13 protein-coding genes and 1 pseudogene are annotated in these 18700 nt (G+C 66.7%); 5 read left to right on the top strand and 9 right to left on the bottom strand.

Translation table 11 applies throughout. The features are described 5' to 3' along the window. Positions 1–49: 49 nt before the first annotated feature. Entirely contained in the window at positions 50–772 is a 723-nt protein-coding gene (locus tag AB4Y35_RS24820) for a dienelactone hydrolase family protein (RefSeq protein WP_368702139.1), read from the bottom strand. An 85-nt stretch (positions 773–857) separates the two neighbouring features. Then, positions 858–1277: a secondary thiamine-phosphate synthase enzyme YjbQ gene (locus AB4Y35_RS24815; protein WP_368706397.1), complete on the bottom strand. Its 420-nt coding sequence runs from the start codon at positions 1275–1277 to the stop codon at positions 858–860. Positions 1278–1458: 181 nt separating this feature from the next. Between AB4Y35_RS24815 and nfsB the strand changes: the two genes are divergently transcribed. Together nfsB and AB4Y35_RS24805 are read left to right on the top strand one after the other, a co-directional pair. Continuing rightward, the gene (gene nfsB, locus AB4Y35_RS24810) at positions 1459–2109 is read left to right on the top strand and encodes an oxygen-insensitive NAD(P)H nitroreductase (RefSeq protein ID WP_368706396.1); all 651 of its coding nucleotides are present in this window, start codon (positions 1459–1461) and stop codon (positions 2107–2109) included. Between the two features lie 88 nt (positions 2110–2197). Then, a complete protein-coding gene (locus AB4Y35_RS24805; protein WP_368706395.1) occupies positions 2198–2653 on the top strand; it encodes a PACE efflux transporter in 456 nt (151 codons plus the stop codon). Between the two features lie 15 nt (positions 2654–2668). Here AB4Y35_RS24805 and AB4Y35_RS24800 read toward each other — a convergent pair whose 3' ends face one another. Genes AB4Y35_RS24800 through AB4Y35_RS24785 form a run of 4 tightly spaced genes read right to left on the bottom strand, consistent with a single transcriptional unit; the run spans position 2669 to position 12092 of the window. After that, positions 2669–4246 carry an efflux transporter outer membrane subunit gene (locus AB4Y35_RS24800; protein ID WP_368706749.1) on the bottom strand — a complete coding sequence of 526 codons (1578 nt, stop codon included), beginning with the start codon at positions 4244–4246 and terminating at the stop codon, positions 2669–2671. 32 nt (positions 4247–4278) lie between these two features. Continuing rightward, the gene (locus AB4Y35_RS24795) at positions 4279–7593 is read right to left on the bottom strand and encodes an efflux RND transporter permease subunit (RefSeq protein WP_368706394.1); all 3315 of its coding nucleotides are present in this window, start codon (positions 7591–7593) and stop codon (positions 4279–4281) included. Then, positions 7590–10748: an efflux RND transporter permease subunit gene (locus AB4Y35_RS24790; protein WP_368706393.1), complete on the bottom strand. Its 3159-nt coding sequence runs from the start codon at positions 10746–10748 to the stop codon at positions 7590–7592. Before AB4Y35_RS24790 ends, AB4Y35_RS24795 begins: the two co-directional genes overlap by 4 nt. Positions 10749–10766: 18 nt before the next feature. After that, positions 10767–12092: an efflux RND transporter periplasmic adaptor subunit gene (locus tag AB4Y35_RS24785; protein ID WP_368706392.1), complete on the bottom strand. Its 1326-nt coding sequence runs from the start codon at positions 12090–12092 to the stop codon at positions 10767–10769. 369 nt (positions 12093–12461) lie between these two features. Here AB4Y35_RS24785 and AB4Y35_RS24780 point away from each other — a divergent pair, with 369 nt between their 5' ends. Further along, positions 12462–12683: a hypothetical protein gene (locus tag AB4Y35_RS24780; RefSeq protein WP_368706391.1), complete on the top strand. Its 222-nt coding sequence runs from the start codon at positions 12462–12464 to the stop codon at positions 12681–12683. 25 nt (positions 12684–12708) lie between these two features. On the opposite strand, the gene AB4Y35_RS24775 is transcribed toward AB4Y35_RS24780, so the two are convergent. The 3 genes and pseudogenes from AB4Y35_RS24775 to AB4Y35_RS24765 form a co-directional block, all read right to left on the bottom strand. Next, on the bottom strand, positions 12709–13521 hold the full coding sequence (locus AB4Y35_RS24775) for a helix-turn-helix transcriptional regulator (RefSeq protein ID WP_368706390.1): 813 nt from the start codon (positions 13519–13521) through the stop codon (positions 12709–12711). A 45-nt stretch (positions 13522–13566) separates the two neighbouring features. Further along, a complete protein-coding gene (locus tag AB4Y35_RS24770) occupies positions 13567–13908 on the bottom strand; it encodes an ATP-binding cassette domain-containing protein (protein WP_368706748.1) in 342 nt (113 codons plus the stop codon). A gap of 53 nt (positions 13909–13961) precedes the next feature. Beyond that, positions 13962–14423: pseudogene (locus AB4Y35_RS24765) on the bottom strand (ATP-binding cassette domain-containing protein); the annotation flags it as partial. A gap of 1141 nt (positions 14424–15564) precedes the next feature. Here AB4Y35_RS24765 and AB4Y35_RS24760 point away from each other — a divergent pair. Beyond that, on the top strand, positions 15565–16788 hold the full coding sequence (locus AB4Y35_RS24760) for an AAA family ATPase (protein WP_368706389.1): 1224 nt from the start codon (positions 15565–15567) through the stop codon (positions 16786–16788). 14 nt (positions 16789–16802) lie between these two features. Further along, positions 16803–18581, top strand: coding sequence for a cobalamin biosynthesis protein CobT (locus AB4Y35_RS24755; protein WP_368706388.1), 1779 nt, complete (start codon positions 16803–16805; stop codon positions 18579–18581). The last annotated feature ends 119 nt before the right edge of the window (positions 18582–18700 follow it).

The following is an 18700-nucleotide window of genomic DNA, read 5'->3' as shown; positions in this document are numbered from 1 at the left end:
GCCGATTCTACGTCAGATCCGCGCGTGCGCGCGGGCCGCTGTGAGCGCTTCAGCGCGCCGCGCGCTGCGGCCACATCGTGCGGCCCCAGAACGTCAGCGAACGGTCCCACGCGAGCTGCGCCCAGACCGGATCGTACTGCGTGATGGGGATGCGGTTCGGGCCCACGGCGGTCTCGTTCGCAAACGCGTGGTGGGCCAGATAGCGATGGAATTCGACGTCGACGTTGGCGCCCTTGAGCCTGGTTTCGAGCTCCGCCACGGTTTCGATGCTGAACGCCTGGTCCTGGGTCGCGAAGTGGCCGAGGATAGGGGCCGTGATCTTGCTCGCGTCGATGTATTCGAGCGGCGGGAAGCCGTACCACACCACGGCGCTCGTCAGGCCCGGCACCATGGTGGCCGCGAGCAGCGTGAGCGCGCCGCCCATGCAGTAGCCCGTCACGCCCACGCGGTCCGTGAGCGTCTTCAGATAGGTGACCGCGCCGTACACGTCCTGCGAGGCGGCGTCCGCGAAGTCGAGGCCCGTCATCAGATGGTGGGCCTCTTCCTGTTCGACCGTGCTCTTGCCGCGATAGAGGTCGGGCACGAGCGCGAGGTAGCCCGCCTGCGCGAGCCGGTCGGCCACGCCGCGGATCTGGTCGTTCAAGCCCCACCACTCCTGGATCACGACAATGGCGGGCGCGCCTTCGGTCTTTTCCGGTTTGGCGAGATAACCCTGGAGCGACTGGCCGTCAGGGCGGGTAAAGGAAATCATGGATCCGGCGGACTGTTTCATTTGGAGCAACCCTCGGTGAGTCGGTTGAACGAAAGCCGTAGCATAGCGCTTGCGTACGGGATTTGCGTGTGCGCGCCTGATCGGCTCATTCGCCGATCAGATGCAGGACGATGTCGCGCGTGTGCGCCGCGCGCCGATGTTCGAACACATAGATGCCCTGCCACGTGCCCAGCACGGGATTGCCGTGCTCGACCGGGATGCAGAGCTGCGTGTGCGTGAGCGCCGTGCGCAAATGCGCGGGCATGTCGTCGGGGCCTTCGGTGTCGTGCTCGTAGCGCTGCGGATCTTCGGGCGCGAGCTGCTCGAAGTAGCGTTCGATGTCGCGGCGCACCGATGGATCGGCGTTTTCCTGAATGACGAGCGACGCGGAAGTGTGGCGGCAAAAGAGGGTGAGCAGGCCGGTGGCGATGCGCTGCTCGCGCACGAACGCGCGCACCTCATGGCTGATTTCGACGAGCCCGCGCGTGCGCGTGCTCACCGGCAGATGATGGATGGCCTGGCGCATGATCGGTATTCTCCTTGCTGGCGGCGCGTGGCGGGTGCGCCGTCGCGGCGATTCCAGCCTTCCAGCATAGCGCAGGCACGCCAGCCGCGCAGACCGCCCCCTCGGCCGGCGCACGATGCTGGTACGATGTCGGCCTTGCCGGGTTTCTCCCCGGCCGACCGCATACGAAGGAGAAAACCGCTTGGACCTCACCCGCTTCGCGAAAGCCCGCCACGCCACCAAGGCGTTCGACCCCGCCCGCAAGATTCCCGCGGCCGTCATCGACGAACTCAAGGAGCTGATCCGCTTCAGCCCGTCCTCGGTGAACTCGCAGCCGTGGCATTTCGTGGTGGCCGAAAGCGACGCGGCACGCGCGCGTATCGCCCGTGGCATGGAAGGTTTCGCGTACAACGAGCCGAAGGTCACGCGCGCCTCGCACGTGGTGGTGCTGTGCGTGCGCACCGACATGGACGACGCGCACCTCGCCGAAGTGCTCGCGCAGGAAGAGGCGGACGGCCGCTTCGCCAATGCCGAGGCGAAGGCAGGTCAGGAAAAGACCCGCGCGTTCTATGTGAACCTGCATCGCGAACGCAACGACCTGCCGGCGTGGCTGGAGAAGCAGGCGTATCTCGCGCTCGGCACGCTGCTGATCGGTGCGTCGACGCTCGAAATCGATGCCTGCCCGATGGAAGGCTTCGACGCGAAAGCGCTCGACGAGGAACTGGGCCTGCGCGAGCAGGGCCTCACCGCGCTCGTGGTGGTCGGTCTCGGCTACCGCAGCGCCGACGACTTCAACGCGAAGCTGCCGAAGTCGCGTCTGTCCGCCGCTTCGGTATTCACCGATCTCGGTTGATTCGCGCAGGGTTTCGCCGCGTTCGCAGCAGGCGCGGCGATTGACGCGGCCCGCAGCTGCGCGGGAGCCGCATCAGGAGCATGGGTCCATGCAGGGCATCAAACGCCGGATCGTGTACGTCACGCTGTTCGAAGGCATCGCGATCCTGATTACCAGCACGAGCTTCGCCTCGCTCTCGGGCAGCGGCATGGACCGCGCGGGCGCGGCGGCGGTGTTTTCATCGCTGATCGCGGTGGGCTGGAACTTCGTCTACAACCTGCTGTTCGAGCGCTGGGAAGCACGCCAGACGAAACGTGGCCGCAGCTTTGCGCGCCGCATCGCGCATGCGGTCGGCTTCGAGGGCGGCCTCGTGGTGTTCCTCGTGCCGATGATCGCGCTCACGCTGCAAGTGACGTTGTTCGAGGCGTTCGCGATGGATATCGGTCTCTCGGTGTTCTTTCTCGTCTACAACTACGTCTATAACCTGATCTTCGACGCCGTGTTCGGCCTGCCGGCCTCCGCCATGCCGGTGGCGACGGCTTCGGAACGGGAGCCGCGCGCGTAGCGCAGGTTCTCCCGGTCAGGGGCTCGCAGAGGCGCCCTGGGTCCTGCTCGCTTCCACGTTTGCCGGACCGCTCGCGCTCGCCGCCGCGGCGTCGGAAGCCGGTGTCACCGCACGCGCCGGGTGCTGAGCATCGTGAAGTTGTCCGGACCAGCCGCCGCCCAGGTCGCCGATCAGCGAAGCCGTATCGAGCAGCCGCTGCTGATGCACGTTGAGCGCGCTCTGCTGATTGGTCACCTGCGTGGCCAGCGCCGTGGCGACCGTCGTGTAGTCGACGGTGCCCGCCTCGTATTCGTTTTGCGCGATCTGCGCGCCGCGGATGGCGTCGCGCACGGCGCCGTCGAGCACATCTGCCTGCTGCGCGAGGATGCGCAGCCCCGAGAGATCGTTCTCCACCCCCTGGAACGCCGTCAGCACGGTGCCGCGATAGTTCGCCACCGCCGCGTCGTAGCTCGCGCGCGCGGCCGCCACCTGGCCGCTGCGCTGGCCGCCGTCGAAGATCGTCTGGGTCGCGCTCGCACCGAGCGACCACACATAGTTGCTCATGTGCAGCAGGCCCGAGAGCGGCGACTGCGTGAAGCCGTCGAGCGCGGTGAGCGAGATCGTCGGATAGTAGGCGGCCACCGCCACGCCGATCGCCGCATTGGCCGACGCCATCTGGCGTTCGGCAGTCGCAATGTCGGGCCGCCGCTGCAGCAGCGTGGAGGGCACGCCGGCGGGAATGGCGGGCAGCGCGGGAAGCTGCGCGCTGTGCGGGATATCGACTTCTTCGGGGTTGCGGCCCACGAGCACCGCGATGGCGTGCTCGTTTTGCGCGCGCGCCACGCCAAGGGCGATCAGGCTCGCGCGTGCCGATTCGAGCTGCGTGCGCGCGGAGATCAGATCGGACGGCGGCACGGTGCCCGCCTGGTCCTGGTTGGCCACCACGCGCAGGAAATCCGAGTACGCCTGCACGGTATGCGTGAGCAGGTCGATATCGGCATCGGTGATGCGCAGATCGATCACGGCGTTCGCCAGGGCAATTTGTTCGGATAACGTAGCGTTCGCCAGCGTCGCCTCGCTCGCCTGGGCCGTGGCCGACTGTTCCTCGATCTGGCGGCGCACCTGGCCCCAAAGGTCGATGTCCCAGCTCGCGTTGGCTTCGAGCGTGCCGCCGTTGACGATGCGCGCGCCGCTCGGCGTGGACGTGATGCTGCTCACGCTGCTGAGCGTGCCGGTGGAGGAGCGCTCGCGCGCGAGCGAGCCGGTGATGCCGATGGTCGGGAACAGGCTCGCGCGCGCGACGCGCACTTCGGCGAGCGCTTGCTGGTAGTTCGCGTAGCTCTGCCGCACGGTCTGGTTCGACACCTGGACGAGCGGTTCCAGTTCGTCGAGCAGCGGGTCCTGAAAGGCGGTCCACCAGTCGCCCTTGGGGCCCTGGGCGGCTTCGGGCTCGGCCTGGGTCCAGCCGGGCAGTTCCTTCCACGTGGCGGGCACGGTGACCTGCGGGCGGTGGTAGTCCGGCCCGACCATGCAGCCCGCGAGCAGCAGCGCGGCGGTGAGGGGCGCGAGCGGCAGCGTGCGCGTGGCGGCGTTTGCGGCGGTGGCGATCAGCATTCGCGTGAGCGATGGATTAAGGCGAGTCTTCATCATGATGCGCTCTCATCGGCCTGGCGATTCCACGGCAGGCGCGCGGCCCAGCGCGCGAGGCGTGCGCGCAGGCGGTCGAGGAACAGGTAAATCACCGGCGTGGTGTACAGGGTAAAGACCTGGCTCAGGAGCAGGCCGCCCATCACCGTCACGCCGAGCGGCTGGCGCAGCGAAGCGCCCTGGCCGATGCCGATGGCGAGCGGCAGCGCGCCGAGCACGGCCGCGAAGGTCGTCATCATGATCGGGCGCAGGCGCACCACGGCGGCTTCGTGAATCGCGCGGCGCGCCTCCATGCCCTCGTGGCGCTGCAACTGGATGGCGACGTCGACCATCATGATGCCGTTCTTTTTCACGATGCCGATGAGCAGAATGATGCCGATCATCGCGATCACCGAGAACGGCGTGCCGAAGATCAGCATGGCGAGAATCGCGCCAATGCCGGCCGAAGGCAGCGTCGAGAGGATCGTGAGCGGATGGATGGTGTTCTCGTACAGCACGCCCAGCACGATATAGACTACGGCGAGCGCGGCGAGAATCAGCAGCGGCACGACGCCCATCGATTGCGCGTAGGCTTGTGCCGCGCCCGCGAACGCGCCGTGGATCGAGGCCGGCATGCCGATGTCGCGCTCGGCCTGCTCGATGATCGTGCCGGCCTCGGAAAGCGAGCCGCCCTTGGGCAGATTGAACGAAATCGTGCCCGCCACTTCGGTGCCCTGGTGATTGACCTGGGTGGCCGTATGGCGCGTTTTCCAGTCCATGAGCGCCATGAGCGGCACCATGGTTTCGGCGGCCGTGCTGTCCGCGCTGCCGCTGGAACTGCCGCCCTTGCTGTTGGCGATCGCGTTGTTCTGCTGGTTGGCCACCGCGTTGGCGTTGCGCTCGTTGGTGTTGCCGTTCGCCGTGGTGGCCGTGTTCACGGCCGTGAACGGCGTGACGCCCGAGATGACGCTCGACGGCATCTGCGTTTGCGCGGCGCCGCTCGCGTTGCCCGCCGCCGTGCTCAGCCAGATATCCTGGAACGACTGCGGAAACTGCCAGTACTGCGGCGCCACTTCCATCACGACGAAGTACTGGTTGATCGCGTTGTAGATGGTCGACACGGTGCGCTGGCCGAAGGCGTCGTAGAGCACGTTGTCCACCTGGTTCGGATCGAACCCGTAGCGCTTGGCGGTCGTGCGCTGCACCGTCATGTAGGCCTCCAGACCATTTTGCTGCAGGTCCGAGTTCACATCCGACATCTGGCCGCGGTGCTTGTTCAGCTCGTCCACGAGGCGCGGCACCCAGGTGAAGAGGGCGTCGGCGTCGTCGCTCGTGAGCGTGTACTGATACTCGGCCGCCGACTGCCGCCCGCCGATCTGCAGGTCCTGCTGGGCCTGCATGAAGAGCCGCGCGCCGGAAACGGCATTGAGCTTGGGACGCAGGCGGTTCACGACCTCGGTGGCAGTGAGGCGACGTTCGTTGAGCGGCTTCAGTTCGACGAACACGGTGGCCGTATTGAGCGCGCGGCCGCCCGTGAAGCCCGCCACCGATTGCACGGCCGGATCGGCCTTCACGATGGCCTGCAGCTGCGCGAGCTTCTTCTCCATCGCCGTGAACGAAATGCTCTGGTCCGCGATGATCTGCCCGATCAGAATGCCGGTGTCCTGCTCGGGGAAGAACGTGCCGGAAAGCAGGCGCGCGAGAAACACATTGCCGACCAGCAGCGCGAACAGGATGAAGATCGTGAGCCGCGCGTGATTGAGCGCGACGTCGAGCGTGCGCGAATAGAACTGCTTGAAGCGCTCGAACTGCGCGTCGATCCATACGGCCGCGCGCGAGGGCTTCTTGTGCAGCGCCTCGCGCTTGAGCACGTAGGCGCACATGGTGGGCGTGACGGTGAGCGAGATCACGAGCGAGATCAGGATCGCGATCGAGAGCGTCATCGCGAACTCGTGAAAGAGCAGGCCCACGATGCCGGGCATGAGCAGAATCGGCAGGAACACGGCGATGAGCGAAAGGCTCATGGAAAGCACCGTGAAGCCCACTTCGCCCGCGCCTTTGAGCGCCGCTTCCTTCGGGTCCATACCGGCCTCGACATGGCGCACGATGTTCTCCAGCACCACCACGGCGTCGTCCACCACGAAGCCCGTGCCGATGGTGAGCGCCATGAGCGAAAGATTGTCGATGCTGTAGCCGAGCAGGTACATGGGCCCGAACGTGCCCACGATGGAAAGCGGCAGCGCCACGGCGGGAATCAGCGTGGCGCGCGGCGAGAGCAGGAACACGAACACCACGCCGATCACGAGCAGCACGGCAATGAAGAGCGTGCGCTCGGTGTCGGCCACGGAGGCGCGCACGGACTCGGAGCGGTCGATCGCCACGTCCACCTTGATCGTGGCGGGCAGCGCGGCCTCGATGGAGGGCAGGCGCGCGCGGATCTGCTGCACCGTCTTCACGACGTTGCTGCCCGGCATCGGATAGACGATCACGAGCACGGAGGACTTGCCGTTGTAGAGGCCCGCGTTGCGGATGTTTTCGTTGGAGTCGATGACGGAAGCCACGTCGCGCAGGAACACGGGCGAGCCGTTGCGATAGGCGATCACCACGTCGCGAAACGGTGCGGCCTTGCTGATCTGGTCGTTCGAAGTCACCGTGTAGCGCTGGTTGCCCTGGTCGATATGGCCTTTCGCGCTGTTCGCGTTTGCCGCGCCTATGGAGGCGCGCACGTCTTCGAGGCCGATGCCGTAGCTGTTGAGCTTGCCCGGCTCCAGCTCCACGCGCACTGAGGGCAGCGCGCCGCCGCCCAGTGTGATCTGGCCCACGCCGTCCACCTGCGAGAGCTGCTGCTGGATGACCGAATCGGCGGAATCGTAGAGCTGCGCCTTGGTGAGCGTCTCGGAGGTGAGCGCGAGCACCATGATCGGCGCGCTCGCGGGGTTGTACTGGCGATAGGTCGGGTTGCTGCGCAGCGTGGTGGGCAGGTCGGCGCGCGCGGCCTGGATGGCCGCTTCCACGTCGCGCGCGGCGCCGTTGATGTCGCGGTTCAGGCCGAACACCACCACGATGAGCGACGAGCCCGTGTTGCTGATCGACGTGAGCTGGCTGACATCGGCGATGGTGCCGAGCCGGCGCTCCAGCGGCTCGGCCACGGTGGACGCCATGATGTCCGGGCTCGCGCCCGCCATGTTGGCCTGCACCACGATCACCGGGTAGGCGATGTTGGGCAGCGGCGCGACCGGCAGCCGGAAGAAGGCGAGCGTCCCCGAAATGAGGATCGCGATCGCGAGGAGTGAGGTCGCGACCGGCCGCCGGATGAAGAGCGCCGAGAGGTTCACGGCGTGCCCTCGGGCGCGGGTGGCGCGCCGGTGCCGGAGCCGCCGTCCGCGTCGCCGTCCGCGTGGCTTTCAGGCTTGCGCTTGCGGCCGAAGCGTTCGGCCAGCCGGTCGAAGAACAGATAGATCACGGGCGTCGTGAACAGTGTGAGCATCTGCGAAAGCGTGAGCCCGCCGATGATCGCGAGACCCAGCGGGCGGCGCAGCTCCGAGCCCGTGCCGCTGCCGAGCAGCATGGGCAGCGCGCCGAGCATGGCCGCGAGCGTGGTCATGAGAATCGGCCGGAAACGCAGCAGCGACGCTTCGAAAATCGCCTCGCGCGGCGGCTTGCCCTGCACGCGCTCGGCTTCGAGCGCGAAGTCCACCATCATGATGGCGTTCTTCTTGACGATGCCGATCAGCAGCACGATGCCGATGATGCCGATCACGTCCAGGTCCTTGCCCGCGATCATCAGCGCGAGCAGCGCGCCAATGCCGGCCGAAGGCAGCGTCGAAAGAATCGTGACCGGGTGCACATAGCTCTCGTACAGCACGCCCAGCACGATATACACGGCCACGAGCGCGGCAATCAGCAGATACACCTCGCTGGCAAGCGAATCCTCGAATGCCTGCGCCGCGCCCTGGAACGACGAGGTGATCGAGGGCGGCAGGTTCACCGCGGCCTCCGCTTTGCGCACGTCGCGCACGGCGGCGGAGAGCGACGCGCCATCGGCGAGATTGAACGAGATCGTGACCGAAGGGAACTGCGCGAGGTGGCTGATCATGAGCGGCGAGCGCGTGATGCTGATCTTCGCAATGCCCTTGAGCGGCACCTGGCCTTCGCTGCTCGTCTGGCTCGGCAGATAGAGGTCGCCGAGCGATTCGACCGTGGGCAGCGCCTCGGGCTTCGCCACCAGGATCACGCGGTACTGGTCCGACTGCTGGAAGATGGTCGAAACGATGCGCTGGCCCAGCGCATCGTAGAGCGCGTTGTCGATGGTCGCCGCGGTGATGCCGTAGCGCGCCGCGAGCTGGCGGTTCACTTCGACGTTCACGGAAAGGCCATCCGTGTTGAGGTCGCTCGTGACGTCGCGGATCGACGGGATCTGCTTCATGCGCGCGATGAGCGCGGGCACGTACTGCTCGAACGCGTCCTGGCTCGGCCCGCGCAGCACGAAGTTGTACTGGTTGCGCGAGACCGTGGTGTCGAGCGTGAGGTCCTGCTCGGGCTGGATGTAAAGGCGCACGCCTGCGACCTTCGCGACCGACTGCTGAATGCGCCGCCCGATTTCGTCGGCGGTTTCGGAGCGGTCGTCGTGCGGCTTCAGGTTGATGAGGAAGCGCCCGTTGTTGAGCGTGTTGTTGATGCCGTCGATGCCCACGTACGAAGTGAGCGAAACGACATCGGGGTCCTTGAGGATTTCCTCGGCCAGGGCGGACTGGCGCCGCACCATCGCCTGGTAGGAGATGGAGTTGTCGGCCACGCTGATGCCTTGCAGCACGCCCACGTCCTGCACCGGGAACAGGCCCTTCGGAATCACGACGTACAGCAGCCCGGTGAGCACCACCGTCACCACGAACACGACGAGCGTGAGCGTCTGGTGGTCGAGCACCCAGCGCAGGCCGCGCTCGTAGGCGTCGAGCGTCTTGTTGAACAGCCCTTCGCTGATGCGCTCGAAGCGGCTGGGGTGGCGCTCCGCCTGGGCGCGCAGGATGCGTGCGCACATCATCGGCACGACGGTGAGCGAGACCACGGCCGACAGCACGATGGTCACCGCGAGCGTGACGGCGAATTCGCTGAAGAGGCGTCCGATCACGCCGCCCATGAAGAGCAGCGGAATCAACACGGCGATGAGCGAGATCGTCAGCGAAAGAATCGTGAAACCGATCTGGCCTGCGCCTTTTAACGCCGCCTGCAAGGGTTTGTCGCCTTCCTCGAGGTAGCGCACGATGTTCTCGATCATCACGATCGAGTCGTCCACCACGAAGCCCGTGGCGATGATGAGCGCCATGAGCGAGAGGTTGTCGATCGAGTAGCCCAGCTCGTACATGATCGCGAGCGTGCCGATCAGCGAGACCGGCACCGAGATGCTCGGAATGATGGTGGCGGGCAGATTGCGCAGGAACACGAAGATCACGGCCACCACGAGTGCCACGGCGAGCACGAGTTCGAAGGCCGCGTCGCTCACCGAAGCGCGGATCACGCCCACGCTGTTCGACACCACCGTGACCTGCATGCCCGCGGGCAGCGCCGCTTCGAGCTGCGGCAACTGCCGCATGATCTGGTTGACCGTGGCGATGACGTTCGCGCCCGGCTGGCGCTGCACGTTCAGCACGATGGCGGGCGCCTTGTTGTACCAGGCGCCACGCTCCACGTCCTGCGCGGCCGTGGAGACGCGCGCCACGTCGCGCATGAACACGGGTGAGCCGTTCTCATAGGCAATGACGGTGTCTTCGTAGTCCTTCGGGTCCGAGATCTGGTCGTTCGAATTGATCGTGTAGTTGAGTTCGGGGCCGTCGAAGTTGCCCTTCGGGTTGCTCACGTTGACGTTGGCGAGCAGCGTGCGCAGGTCGTCGAGATTCAGGCCGTAGGCGGCAAGCTTCTGCGGGTCGGCTTCGACGCGCACGGCGGGCACGTTGCCGCCCGCCGTGGTGACGAGGCCCACGCCCGGCACTTCGGAAATCTTCGTGGCGAGACGGTTGTTGGCCGCGTCCTGCAACTGCGTGAGCGACATCGACTTCGACGTGACCGCGAGCGTGAGGATGGGCTGGTCGGCCGGGTTCACCTTGGCGTAGGTCGGCGGCGCGGGCAGGCCGCTCGGCAGGAAGCTGTTGGCCGCGTTGATGGCCTGCTGCACGTTCTGCTCGGCGACGTCGAGGCTCAGCGAGAGGTCGAACTGCAGCGTGATGACCGAGGCGCCCTCGGAGCTGTACGAGATCATCTGCTGCAGGCCCGGGATTTCGCCGAGCTGCACTTCGAGCGGCGCCGTGACCGTGGTCGCCATCACGTTCGGGCTCGCGCCCGGATAGAAGGTCTGCACCTGGATGGTGGGATAGTCCACCGCGGGCAGCGAGGAAACCGGCAGGAACTTCATCGCGACGAGGCCGATCAGCACCATCGCGATCATCAGGAGCGAAGTCGCGACTGGCCGCAGGATGAAGAGACGCGAAATATTCATCGGCGCTGGGTCCGGGGCTCAACCCGCGTGCGAGGCCGCGGCGCTCGCGTCGGAGGCGTTCGGCGCCGTGGCGCCGGGTTCGCTGGCCGCGCCCGGGGCGCTGCCATGGTGCGGCGCGCTGGCGGCGCCCGCGTGCGTGGCGGGCCTCGGCCCCGCGGGCTGGATCTTCGCGCCGTCGTTGAGGCGGTCGAGGCCGTCGGTCACGACATGCTGACCCTGCTGCAGGCCCGCGGAGATCACCGTGTAGCGGCCGTCGCTCGGGCCGAGCGTGACCTTGTGGACCGACACCGTGTTGTCGGCGTTCACGAGGTACACGTAGTCGCCGGGCGCGCCGGTCTGCACGGCGGGCGTCGGCACGAGCACGGCGTTTTGCAGCGTGTCGACGAGCAGCCTCACGTTGACGAACTCGTTGGGAAAGAGCGCCTCGTTGTCGTTGGGCACGCTCGCGCGCAGCGTGACCGTACCGGTGGCCGTGGCCATCTGGTTGCTGAGCGCGAACAGCGTGCCGGTGGCGATCTGGCGGGTGTTGTCGCTGCTGAACACGGTGATCGGCAGTTGCGCGCCGGCGTTGACGCGCTCGAGCACGCTGCCGAGCGAGGTCTGCGGGATGGCGAACTGCACGGTGGTGGGCTTGATCGTCGTGATGACGGCAATGCCCGTGGAGCTTGACGAAGTCACGTAGTTGCCCGGGTCGACGAGCCGCAGGCCCACGCGCCCCGACACCGGCGCCGTGATGCGGCAATAGATCAGATCGAGCTCGAACAGCCTGACGTTCGCCTTGTCGGCCTGCACCGCGGCTTCATACTGCTTGACGAGGAACTGCTGGTCGCTGTAGGTCTGCGCGGCGATCGACTGCTTTGCGTTCAACTGCGTATAACGCGCGAGGTCGGCGCGCGCCTGCGCCAGCAGGGCCTGGTCCCTGGCGAGCTGCGCGAGCGCCTGCTCCTTGCTGATCTCGTACTGGCGCGGGTCGATCTGGGCGAGGAACTGCCCCTTCACGACGTCCTGGCCTTCCTTGTAGCCCACCTCGGTGAGGTAGCCGCTGATTTGCGGCAGAACCGTGACAGTCGCGAGAGGCGTGACGGTGCCGAGCGCGTTGAGCGTCACGGGCATGGGGCCGAGCGTGGCGGCGGCCACGGTCACGACCTGGGGCGTAGCGCCGTGCTCCGTCTTCTTGTTGCGCATGATGTGCACGACCACGAGCACGATCAGCACGATCACGACGATGGCGAGAACGAGCGGCCCGAGGCGGCGGCGCTTCGGCGCCTGCGGGGGCGGTGAGGGCGGCGGCGGTGGCGGCGGGGGTGGCTGGGGCGCGGGTTGCGTCTGCGGGACGTCGCTCATGCCTGCCTCCAGGAGGTCGGACCACCGCGCGAGGCGGTGCGGAGAAACGAAGTCGGCGCGCTCAACGGCTTGGCCGCCGCGAAATGCTGCCGGTGACTGTCGAGTTGCTGCATACGCATTCTCATGATTGTTATGCCGTCGAAGCCGTGCCCCGCCGTGCAGCGAAGGCCGAGACTCGCAGTCTAACCAACTCGTGCGCCAATTTCGAAACGTTAGTGATTTGTAAGGTTTTCGGGCGTTTACAGCGGGCGGGTGGGGTGAGCGGAGAGCATCGGCCGCGGTGTGCAATGCATCGCAGAAATGCTTGTTTGCGTGCGCGGCTTCGACTGTCTAGATTGGAAGGGGTCAACGCCTCGCAAGGAGTCCGCAATGTCGAAGCTGTCGATGCTGGCCGTGCCGGCGTGGTTCACGCGGCGCGGCCGGGCGAACCGGCCGCCGCCCACGCCACAAGCCGATGAGCCCGAACTGCGCGACGCGTCGCGCGAAACCGAGCAGCTCGAGCGAATCGCCACTTATGCACGGGCCGGTTACTTCAATATGGGCTATACGCCCGACATGTTTCCGCTAGTGGGCGATCTGCCGCCGCATTGAGCCGCGCCACACGTCTACGCGCGCATTACTGCGCCGCGCTTTCCTGGGCGAAACCCGCTGGGCCGCCAAGGGTGCCGGCGGGCCGGAACTCGCTGGGCGGCACGCCCAGTTCGCGGCGGAACATGTCGCTGAAGCTGCTGGGCAGATAGCCCAGCATGCGCGCCACCGCGCTCACGGGCTCGCCCTCCGCGAGGCGCGACACCGCGAGTGCGAGCTGTACCTGGCGGCGCCACTCCGCAAACCCCATGCCAAGCTCGCGCGTGAAGAGCCGCGAGAGCGTGCGCACGCTCGCGCCCACCGATGCCGCGTGCTGTTCGAAGCCGATATCGGCCGACGGGTTGTCGATCACCGCGCGGCACAGCGTGGCCAGGCGGCGGTCGGACGCGTCGGGCAGCGGGATGCGTAGCGTGGAGCGCGGCGCGTGGGCGAGTTCGAGCGACGCGAGGCGATAGGCTGCGTCGAGCCAGGCGTCGTCTTCGCGCGCGCGTTCCGCGAGGCCCGTGATGAGTTCGCGCAGCAGGCCGTTGACCTCGAACACTTCGCACCGCTCGCTCAGGTGCCGGCTGTCGCGCTCGTGCAGATAGAGATTGCGCATCTCGACGGCGCTCAGCATGTGAATGGCGTGCTGCGTGCCGGGAGGCAGCCACACGGCGCGCTGCGGCGGCGCGACGAGCGCTTCGCGCTCCACCTCGACCCACATCACGCCGGAGACGGCGTAGAGCACCTGCGCCCACGTATGCGTGTGCGGCTCGATCTGGAGGCCGCGTGGGTAGCGGCGTGCGAGCGAACGGCCGCGCCCGGGCTCGTCGTCGAGTTCGGGCGGCGCGGCTTGGGGCATGGGGGGCTCCGGGGGAATTGCGGGGGTGGTGAGCGTTCCGCGACATTATCCGCTCTGCCTGGTCGTGGCCGCTTGTCTTCTGGCACCCGATTCGACGACGCGCCCTTTATCGACCTGATAGACGCGATCTGCCATTTCCAGCAACGCTTCACGATGCGTAATTGCGATGATCGTGGGAACGCGACGGCGTACCTGTTCCAGCACACGCGCCTCGCGGGACGGATCCTGTGAAGAGGTTGGCTCATCGAGGACGATGACTGAAGTGTGGCGCGCAAGTGCGCGGCCCAGCGCGATACGTTGCCTTTCGCCGCCGGAAAGCGCTCGACCCTGTACGCCGACGATGACATCGAGCACGTTGCCGCCCGACTCGCCGGCGAGTCCTTGCATTCCAGCGCGCAGACCAGCGCCAGCAACTGCTCGTCGGAAGGCGGGTCAGCACAGCCGAAAGCAAGATTTTCACGGAGCGTTCCGCTGAGGATCAGCGGATTTTGCGGAACGACAGCGACAGTCCGCGATATCGAAGCTGGAGAGAGTGTAGAAACGTCGACGCCATTCAACTCGACCCGCCCGCGTTCGGGGCGCACGAGGCCGAGCATCAGATTGATGAGTGTCGACTTTCCGTTTCCAGATGCTCCGATCAGGACGGTTACCTCGCCTCGATTCGCGATAAGGTTGGCTCCGCGAAAAATCGCTCGTGTTCCGAATGAAATATCGACGTCCGACAAGGCATAAACGGGGTTCGCGTCAAGTGCAATTGCGACCTCGACGCCACCCGGCTCGGGCGGCAGTGCAAGGATGCCGAGGCCTTCGTGCAAGGCAAGCTGACTTCTGCGCAGATCGGAAAGTGAAGCAGCGAGGCCCGTGAATGGCGCGGTCAGCGCCACGACATAACCGGTAATCATCACAAAATCGCCAATGCGGAAAACGCCGCGCGTGACCGCTGTCGCCGCGACGATCGTGAAGATCGTCAGCACGAGTCCGGTGAAAAACGCTTGCGCTGCAAGCAGCAGCGCAAGCCGCGCATTGCCGTGCGAAATTTGCGCGACATAACGGGCAAGGATGCGGTCGAGTCCGGCTTCTTCGCGCTCATAGGCGTTGTTCAATTTGATATCCAGCATAAAGCCCAGCCGTTCCACCAGATGGCTGGAGAGAAGATTCGAGCCATCGAAAATCTGGGCGTGTGCGCCTTTCGTTTTCGCAGCGAGCCTCCACGTCGCCGCGAACAGCGCGCCGATTGCGCCGACGAACGCAGCAGCAAATGCGAGATTGGTCACACGCCAGAGAATCGATGCGGTGACAACGAGCTGGAAGAGCGCCGGCACTATTACCCAGAAGAGCGTAAATGTGATTGCACTGAAAGCGGTGCGGCTCCTGGCGATGACCGATACCATCGCGCCAGGATCGATCGTCGCGAGCCGGGCGTATTCGACGCGAATGAGATGCGCATAATAGGCTTTCTGAAACGCGGCGTCGGATCGGGCAAGCGTGGCGGATGAGAATATGGTTTTGATCCACTCTGAGACGCGTGCTGCGGTCCAGCACAGGCCGTAGACGCCCGCGAGCGTGACGGCTGCTCCCCCGAAGCCAGGGGCGCGCTCGACCGAGAGCGCATTGGTGCTTTCTCGCAAGAGCCACGGCACTGCACTTTCGAGAGCGACGACGGCGATCATGATCAGCGTTGCCGCAGCAAAGCGAGCGGGAAGTGCCTTGTCGTGGCTAACGGCAATCCGGTACGCGGCGATGTATTCGCGTACCAACTCCAATGGAAACGACATGCGGGCCTCTGGCAATTCAATGTTGTAGTACAGGAATGAGTCGGATCCTGAAAATTCGATCTCTCTTATTTTGATGTTGGGGCATGCGCTTTGAAACAGATTCACGATCGGTCATTGACGCACCTCGATTGTTGATCGCGTAGTCCGCTTTCTGAAGAAGCGAAGATTGTCGCCAGGCCGCGCGTTGTCCGACGCTTTTTTGCGCACGTGCGGCGCGCGCAGGTAAGATAGGGCGACCTACCGCGCCACGCTGCCCGCTTTCGCTCCCATGAACGCAACCGATCCCGCACTGCAAGACGAAGCCCCGCTCGGCCTCTACACGCGCGGCGCCGGCCGCGCGCGCGAATGGTGGCGTGTCTCGCCTTCAGAACGCGCGCACATGTACCGCATCGAGCATGGTCAGGGCGAGGACGGTGGAGTCGACATCGACACCGAAATCGATCTCGACAATCTCGAAGCGAAGCTGCTCAAGTGGCGACGCGAGGGCTTCGTATCCGAAGCGCAGCGCGCCGACGAAGCGCGAGCCACACAGGCGGGCAGCACATTTTCCGCAGCCTTGCAGCGGGCCGTCGAAGCGGCGCGCGAGGCCAAAGCGACCCAAGCCAGGCCGCAGACCCACACGCCCGCCGTACAGATCGGCACTGTGGATCTGCCGCGCGGCGAGCCAAACGCGCTGGTGCCGCGCATCAACGCGGCCTACCTTTTCACCGAGCGCGGCAACGACATCGTTCAGGACATCGTAGAAAATCGCCGCGTCATGCTGATCGGCCATACGGGTTCGGGCAAGACGAGCTTCATCGAGCAGGTGGCGGCGCGCGCGGACTATGGCGTGCTGCGCGCGAATATGAACGGCCAGACCACCATAGGCGACTTCGTCGGCTTCTGGACCGTGAAGGGCGGCGAGACGATCTGGGTGGACGGCGTGCTGCCCGTGGCGATGCGCGAGGGCTACTGGCTCATCATCGACGAGCTCGATTTTGCCGAGCCGTCCATTCTGGCCGTGCTCACCGCCGTGCTGGAACCGAACGGCCGCCTTCTGCTCAAGGAGCGCGGCAACGAAATCGTCGAGCCGCATCCGTCGTTCCGCCTCTTCGCCACCGCGAACGCCGCGGGCGCGATGAGCGCGTACCGCCATCTGTACCAGGGCGCGAACCTGCTCAACGAGGCGTTTCTCGACCGCTGGCGCGTCTACCTGTTCGACTATCTCTCACTTGAAGAGGAAACCGAAGTATTGCTGCGCACGCTGCCCGTGCTCACGCGGCCGCTCGCGCGCACACTCGCCGCCATCGCCGCCGACTGCCGGGCCGCGTTCGCCCGCGAAGATCTCGCGAGCGCGTTCTCCACGCGTCGCCTGATCGACTGGGCCGAACTCATGCTGCGCACCGGCGATGTCGAACGCGCAGCGGGGCCGGCGATCTACGCGAAGGTCAGTGCGGACGATGCGGCGCTCATCCGCAGCGTCATCCGGCATCACGTGATCTTCGACGCGTGAGCGCGGAGGCGCCTGTGGCCAGCTTGCAGGACGAAACACAGAGTTTGACGGCGAGCGCCGATCCCGCGGGCGGGCTCGGCCGCCTCGCGCGGGTGCTGACCGGCGACTCGCGCGTAAGCGTGACGTTCGGCGCCGGTGAGCCGCGCATTGAAGGCGAACGTTTCGTGCTGCCCGCGCGCCTCGCGGGTGAGGGCGCGAATGAAGCCGCACTGCTCGGCGCGCTCGATTTGCTGGCGGCGCGCCATTGCTACAGCGAGGCGGCGCGTCTGGATACGCCGCAAGCCGGCGTGACGGGACGCATTGCGCAGGCGATCGAGGACCGTCGCGTGTTCGCGCAATTAGCGCGGGCATTCCCGGGCGCGCAACGCTACGCGCAAAGCTGGCGTATGCAGCGCGGCGAGGCCGTCGCGCGACGCTGGTCGAAACTGGCGTGGCGCGAACGCCTTGCCTGGGCGATCGAGCGTACGCTGTGGGACGAAGCGCCGGGCGTGCTCGAGCGCGATGCCGCGGCGTTGGCCGCCGCGCTGCGCGCGATCGACGCTCCGCTCGACGCGGCCCGCGCGAGCCAGTCGACACGCGCCAGCGTGAGCGCCGCCGCGGCGATCGTAGCGGGCGTACGCTCGCTCGCGTCGCGCGGCGCGAACAACATGATGCAGACGGCGGGCCCGTCCGAAGGGCTCGACGACGAATCGGCGCGGCTCGCGCAGGCGATGGACGCATTCGGCGAGGACGACGACATCGAACCGGCGGGCGGCGCCGCGCAGCCCGATGACGCCCGCGAAGGCGACGACGGCGCCTCGGCACGTGCGAGCGCCGAGTCCGATTCCGCCTCCGGCTCAACGCTCTCCGAAGCGGATGCGCCGCACGCCGCCGCCACGAATTGCAGCCTCGCGCCAACGCGGCCACGTTTGTCGATCCCGCTGACCGCGGCCTACGACACCGTCACCGATCTCACGGGCCGCGGCGACGCTGCCGCCTGGCGCAAGCTGCGCGCCCTGGCGCGCGCGGAGACCGGTGCGCTCAAGGCCCAGCTCGAGCGCGTGCTCAAGGCCGACGAACACACGCACTGGAAGCGCGAGCAGGAGCGCGGCGAGATCGACCGCGCGGCGCTCGCGCGGCTCGCCGCCTCGCGCGGCTACCGCACGCCGTTTCGCGTGGCGCGTCATGCGAGCGGGCGCGACACGGTCGTCACGCTGCTGCTCGATCTGAGCGGCTCGATGGCGGGCCGCAAGATCGAGCTGGCGCGGCTGTGTGCGGCGGCGCTCGCCGACGCGCTCACGCAGCTCGCCTTCGATTCGGAAGTGCTCGGCTACAGCTCGATCGAAGCGCCGGAACTGCGCGCGCGCTATGAGCGCGAGCGCGCGGCCGGCGCCGATCTGCGGGCCTATAACCGCTTCGTCGAGCGGCTGGATCTGCGTGTGTTCAAGCGCTTCGATTCGCGCGACCTGAGCGGACTCGCGGCCATCGAGTGCGGCCACGAGAATCCCGACGGCGAAGCGCTCGCCTGGGCGGCGGCGCGGCTCGCGCAGCGCAAGGCGCGCCGGCGGCTGCTTTTCGTCCTCTCGGACGGCTATCCTTCGACGAGCGACGGCGACCCGGCGGTGTTGCGCAGCGACCTGCTCGCGCGCGTGCAGGCGGTCAGGGAGCAGGGCATCGAGCTGGTTGGCATCGGCATCCTGGACGACGCCGTCGAGGCGTTCTATCCGGATGCCGTGGTCGTGCGCAAGCTGCACGAGCTGCCTGCCACCGCGTTCGCGACGCTGAGCCGCCTGCTCGCGGGCCGGCCGCACTGAAACCGTGCGGGCAACGCAGCGGCAGGAGCAGCGGCGCATTCCTTGCCGGACTGGGCGCATTGCGCTAACTTGAGCAGGGCAGGCGTACCGCCGCTTGCCACCCCATCCACTGACGAATA

This window comes from Paraburkholderia sp. EG286A, assembly GCF_040965375.1.
In the GTDB taxonomy this organism is placed as follows: domain Bacteria; phylum Pseudomonadota; class Gammaproteobacteria; order Burkholderiales; family Burkholderiaceae; genus Paraburkholderia.
Note: the sequence above shows the minus strand (reverse complement) of the source record. Positions and strands in the feature narration are given on the sequence as shown.